The sequence below is a fragment of the Tahibacter caeni genome (assembly GCF_024609805.1).
Lineage (GTDB): Bacteria > Pseudomonadota > Gammaproteobacteria > Xanthomonadales > Rhodanobacteraceae > Tahibacter > Tahibacter caeni.
This window is the reverse complement of sequence record NZ_JANFVR010000377.1, coordinates 1-4126: the sequence shown is the minus strand read 5'-3', so window position 1 is coordinate 4126 and position 4126 is coordinate 1. Positions and strand designations below refer to the sequence as shown.

Sequence of the window (4126 nt, the reverse complement as noted above, 5' to 3'; positions counted from 1 at the left end):
CAGCCGGCGGCGGTTCCGGCGGCCGCGGCCCCCACCACGACGACGACGGCAGCCGCGGTGCGGCCGGCCGCGGGAGCCGGACGCTGATGGCGCTGAGCCTCGACCGCATCGCCGCGACGGCCAAGGCGCAGCTGCGCCGCCCGCACGTCGACCTGCCCCTGCTGCTCGCGCTGATGCTCGTCGGCTGCATAGGCCTCGTCACGCTGTACAGCGCCGGCGACAAGGACGCGTCAATCGTACTGAACCAGGGTGCGCGCTTCCTGATGGGCGGCGTCGCGCTGATCGTCATGTCGCGCATTCCGCCGTCGAGCCTGCGCAACTGGACGCCGTGGTTCTACGTCGTCGGCGTCGTGCTGCTCGTGCTCGTCGAACTCGTCGGCGAAGGGCGCGGTTCCAACCGCTGGCTCGATCTCAAGGTCGTGCGCTTCCAGCCGTCGGAGCTGCTCAAGCTCGCGACGCCTATGATGGTCGCCTGGTACCTGCATGCGCGGACTCTGCCGCCGGGCTGGCGCGACCTGTTCGCCGTCGCCGTGATCATCGGCGTCCCGGCCGGCCTGATCGCCGAACAGCCGGACCTCGGCACCTCGCTGCTCGTCGCCGCGAGCGGCGCATTCGCGCTGTTCCTGTCGGGCCTGTCCTGGTGGCGCATCGGCAGCCTGCTCGGCCTGGCCGGCGCAGCCGCGCCGGTGGCCTGGCATTTCCTGCACGAATACCAGCGCAACCGCGTGCGCATGTTCATGAACCCCGAATCCGACCCGCTCGGCAACGGCTGGCACATCATCCAGTCCGAGATCGCCGTCGGCGCCGGCGGCGTATTCGGCAAGGGCTGGCACCAGGGCAGCCAGTCGCGCCTGGAATTCCTGCCCGAGCACACGACCGACTTCGTGTTCTCGGTGTTCAGCGAGGAATTCGGCCTCATCGGCGTGCTGCTGCTGATCTCGCTGTACGTGTTCATCATCGGCCGCAGCCTGTGGATCGCGGCCAACGCGCGCGACACCTATTCGCGCCTGCTCGCCGGCTCGATCGGCATGTCGTTCTTCGTCTACGTCATGGTCAACGGCGGCATGATCACCGGCCTGCTGCCCGTCGTCGGCGTACCGCTGCCGCTCGTGAGCTACGGCGGCACCTCCGCCGTCAGCCTGCTGACCGGCTTCGGCGTGCTGATGTCGATTCACGCGCACCGCAAGCTCGTGCGCTGAGCGGCCCACGCGACCGCGGCCAAATGGGCGTAGCATCGGCGCGGCACCGCCGGACGGCCGCGTCCGCATCGTTCAGGGAGGCATGCGCAGAGATGGCCAACGCCCGCACCCGCTACGACACCATCTCCGACTTCATGGCGCGCGAGCACGACGCCGTCGCCGGCAGCCTCTACGGTAAGCCCTCGGTGCAGGTGAACGGCACGGCGTTTCTGTTCTACATGCTGCCCGGCATGGCGTTCCGCCTGCAGGGCCGCGCGCGCGAACAGGCGCTGGCCCTGCCGGGCGCGACGGCCTGGGCGCCGTTGGGACAGGCCGGCGAACGCAGTCCCTGGGTGCTCGTGCCGGTGGCCCAGTTCCTGCGCTGGGACCGGCTCGCGATCGACGCCTTGCGCTATGCCCAGGAAGGCCAGGTCGCCACGCCCAAGGCCGAACCGCTGCAGGGGCCGCCCGAGGCGCCGCCGGCGGCGCGGCGCTGGCGCGACGACATCAAGGCTCTGCTGGAAAAGGCCTCCGCGCTACGCCTGCTGCGCTGAGCGCGCACCTGCGGGCGGAACCGTGATTGCGGCGCCGGTTTGGGTCCGCGATGCGCGTGCTACCCTAGCGCCCGTTTGCGTAGACGAGTGGCCAGGCGCTTCGATGCCCGCGTTTTCCCGAGTGTTCTCTGCCGTGGCGGGCCTGCTGCTCGCCGTCCCCGGCCCTTCCGCCTCCGCGTCCGAAGCGACCCCGCCCAGCGCGGCCGAACGCGCCTTCGCCGAAGAGCAGGCGCGCGACTACGGCCTGGACACCGACTCCGTACTCGCGATCCTCGCCAAGGCGGAATTCCAGCAAGGCATCATCGACGCGATCTCGCGGCCGGCCGAAGCGGTCAAGCCGTGGAAGGAGTACCGCCCGATCTTCCTGACCGCGCAGCGCCGCGACGGCGGCATCGCGTTCTACCGCGACAATCGCGCGCTGATCGACAAGGCCGCCGCAGAGTTCCAGGTCGCGCCGAGCGTCGTCGTCGCGATCATCGGCGTGGAAACCAGCTACGGAAAGATCACCGGCAAATACCGCGTGCTCGACGCGCTGAGCACCCTGGCCTTCCACTATCCGCCGCGCGAGAAGTTCTTCCGCGGCGAGCTGTCGCAGCTGCTGCGGCTCAACGACGGCCACCTGGCCTATCCGATCGAGGAGCTGCGCGGCTCCTACGCCGGCGCCATGGGCTGGGGCCAGTTCATGCCGAGCTCGATCGCGAAGTTCGCGCGCGACTACGACGGCGACGAGCGCATCGACCTCTGGAATTCGCTGCCCGACATCGTCGCGAGCATCGCCTGCTATTTCGAAGGCCACGGCTGGGAGCAGAACGGTCCGGTCGCCGTGCGCGTGCAGCCGGCCGAGGGCGCGCGCGAGATCACGCCGGCCAACAGCGAGCCGGTCTATCCGCTGGAACAGCTGATCGCCTGGGGCTACGAACCGGCCGAGAAGTTCGACCTGCAGCGGCCGGCCACCTTGCTCAAGCTCGACGGCGAGGACGGTCCGGAATACTGGATCACGTTCCAGAACTTCTACGTGATCACGCGCTACAACCGCAGCCCGATGTACGCGATGGCGGTCAAGCAGCTGGCCGAGCAGATCGCCGCCGGCGCCGCCGAGGACACCGCGCCGTGAAGCGCGCGCTGCTGCTGCTCGCGATCGCGCTGCTCGCCGGCTGCGGCGGCAGGAAAAGCCATCGCCCCGAACCGCCGGCGGCGCAGCGCCCGACCCAGACCGGCAACACGCCGCAATACGCCCCGGATCTGCCCGAAACGCGCCTCAGCCAGGCGGAACGCTATCGCCAGGCCCAGGACGACGGTCCGCGCGAGGCAGTCGATGTCAGTCGTATCGAAGAACCCGAACCCCGCAACGAGCCGCCGTCGCGCTACGGCAACCGCACGCCGTACAGCGTGCTCGGCCGCAGCTACGAAGTGCTGCCGACCGCGCGCGGCTACGTCGAGCGCGGCATTTCGTCGTGGTACGGCAACAAGTTCCACGGCTACATGACGTCGAGCTTCGAGCCCTACGACATGTATAAATTTACCGCCGCGCACAAGTCGCTGCCGCTGCCGAGCTGGGCGCGCGTGACGAACCTGGAGAACGGCAAGAGCGTGGTCGTGCGCATCAACGACCGCGGTCCGTTTCACGACAACCGGCTGATCGACCTGTCCTATGCGGCCGCGGTCAAGATCGGCGTCTGGCCGAAGGGCACCGGTCTCGTCGAGGTACGCGCGCTGATGCCCGGCGAAGCCGAACCCGAACAGCGCACCGCGACCATCGCCAAGACGCCGCCGCGCCCGCAGCCGAAGACCACGCCGGTCAGCCCCAGGGCCACGGCGCCGGCGACCGCCGTGGCCGACGCGAACGCGACGGCGCAGCCGCGCATCTATCTGCAGATCGGCGCATTCGGCGAACAGGCCAATGCGGACCGCGCGGCGCAGCGCGTCGCGGCGGCCAGGCTCGGCGACGTGCGCGTGGTCGAGGCCTCGGTCAACGGCCGCAGCGTGCGTCGCGTACGGCTGGGCCCGCTGCGCGACGTGGATGAAGCCGACCGCCTGACCCAGGCCCTGCGCCGGCTCGGCCTCGGCGAAGCGCGCGTCGCCATCGACTGACGTGGCGAACCCGGCCTTTCCGTCCCGCACCGCGCCGCGGCCGCCGTGGCCGAACGCCGGCAAACCGGCGGGCGCCCGCCCTCTTGACGCGGAACGCGCGGCGAACGCAAAAGCACGTTCCGGCTTTGCCGTTTTCTTTGAACGCCGGTCCCGGCCGGCCCACCTGTACGGAAGAATCATGTCGTATCGCTTGAACCTGCTCGCCAGTCTCCTGCTGACCACCTGCGCCGGCTTCGCCGCCGCGCAGACGCCGGCCCCGGCCGCGCCCCGTCCGGCCGCGCCGGCGAGATCGGAAGAGCACAC

At 70.1% G+C, this 4126-nt stretch carries 4 protein-coding genes; all 4 read left to right on the top strand.

All coding sequences use genetic code 11. The features are described 5' to 3' along the window. The first annotated feature begins 86 nt into the window (after window positions 1-86). The 4 genes from rodA to NON22_RS21055 all read left to right on the top strand — a co-directional run bounded on the left by rodA (window position 87) and on the right by NON22_RS21055 (window position 3823). Window positions 87-1199: a rod shape-determining protein RodA gene (gene rodA, locus NON22_RS21070; protein WP_257388952.1), complete on the top strand. Its 1113-nt coding sequence runs from the start codon at window positions 87-89 to the stop codon at window positions 1197-1199. 92 nt (window positions 1200-1291) lie between these two features. Next, window positions 1292-1732 (top strand): hypothetical protein, encoded by a 441-nt coding sequence (locus tag NON22_RS21065; protein WP_257388951.1) that lies wholly within the window; start codon window positions 1292-1294, stop codon window positions 1730-1732. Window positions 1733-1835: 103 nt separating this feature from the next. After that, window positions 1836-2846: a lytic murein transglycosylase B gene (mltB, locus tag NON22_RS21060; RefSeq protein WP_257388949.1), complete on the top strand. Its 1011-nt coding sequence runs from the start codon at window positions 1836-1838 to the stop codon at window positions 2844-2846. Beyond that, window positions 2843-3823: a septal ring lytic transglycosylase RlpA family protein gene (locus NON22_RS21055; RefSeq protein ID WP_257388948.1), complete on the top strand. Its 981-nt coding sequence runs from the start codon at window positions 2843-2845 to the stop codon at window positions 3821-3823. Before mltB ends, NON22_RS21055 begins: the two co-directional genes overlap by 4 nt. Window positions 3824-4126: the final 303 nt, after the last annotated feature.

Coding starts and splice junctions, on each gene's coding strand:
- NON22_RS21065 (WP_257388951.1), top strand. CDS start 1,292: ATGGCCAACGCCCGCACCCGCTACGACACCATCTCCGACTTCATGGCG.
- mltB (WP_257388949.1), top strand. CDS start 1,836: ATGCCCGCGTTTTCCCGAGTGTTCTCTGCCGTGGCGGGCCTGCTGCTC.
- rodA (WP_257388952.1), top strand. CDS start 87: ATGGCGCTGAGCCTCGACCGCATCGCCGCGACGGCCAAGGCGCAGCTG.